Raw genomic sequence first — 1,198 nt, 5'->3', positions numbered from 1 at the left:
TGCTATGTTCAAGTGGCGCAAGGTTAATTCCTCAAGCTAATGCTTGAGGTACAAGGGGTGGGAGCGAATTTTTGCAGAGTAAAAAAACGCCCTGAACAGGTTCGGTTCAGGGCGTTGGTGGTGAGAGGGAGTGATGGTTAACTGACTGCGCGAACTTTGCCTTGTTTGAGATCGCTCAGCACTTGGGCTTTTGGACCGTCGGCAATCACGCTGCCTTTTTCCATCACAATCACGTCGGTCGACCACGTCCAGCATCGAGGTTTTATGGGTGATCAAAATCAGCAGTTTCACTCGGCTTGAGCTGAGAAGCATGATATTTGATCTGCATTTCAGAGCGGTTATCCATGGCGCTGGTGGGTTCATCCATCAGCAACACTGGCGGTCTGCCAAGGAAGGCACGAGCGATGGACACCGCTTGACGCTGGCCACCTGAGAGCATGGCGCCGCCTTCACCAACTTGGCGCTCAAGACCGGCAGGATCGGCTTGGGTAAACGTGGTGACCCCAGCGCGATTTGCGGCATCGAGCACATCACGGTCATCCACAAGAGGTCGGCCTAAGGGTGACTGTTTTCGCGAATGGTTGCCAAAGAACAGACATTGCTGTCTTGCGGTACGCAGCCGATGTTACGGCGAATATCGACATGGTGGAGCTGTTGAATGTCGGTATCGTCAATGCGTACGTGCCCGGCGGTGGGTTGATAAAGACCCATGATCAGGCGCTCTAACGTGGTTTGCCTGAGCCAATTCGGCCTAATGATCGCCACTTTTTCACCTGGGTTGATGGTGATGCTCAAATCACGAATGGAGGCGACGGGGGCATCTGGGTAGTGGAAGGTGACGCGATCCAGCTCCACTTTACCTTGCACCATAGGGCGGTGAATGTAGCGTTTACCTTCTTCCTGCYCGTCTGGCATTTCCATGACTTGATTAATGATGGTCATGGAGGATTTGGCTTGATTATAGCGAGTCGAAAGCAGTGAAAGCTGAACCAGTGGACCAATTGCTTTGCCACTGAGCATCGTGGCCGCTATCAAGCCACCCATGGTGAGATCGCCGTTCGMAATCAAATAGACACCTAAAATAATCATCGCCACGTTAGCACTTTGCTGAACAAAACCAGCGGCGTTTTGGATGCTGTCGGTGAGACGGCGAGTCTTGATGTTCCAGTTCGCCATGTGTGCGACGGCTTCTTCCCAG

1 pseudogene is annotated in these 1,198 nt (G+C 52.7%); it reads right to left on the bottom strand.

Annotated features, from left to right (window positions below):
- Window positions 1-137: 137 nt before the first annotated feature.
- A pseudogene (locus CIK04_RS24495) lies at window positions 138-1,198 on the bottom strand (ATP-binding cassette domain-containing protein); the annotation flags it as partial.

This window comes from Vibrio sp. 03_296 (assembly GCF_002265885.1).
The sequence above is the reverse complement of the archived record's forward strand: the minus strand, read 5'-3'. Positions and strand labels throughout refer to the sequence as shown.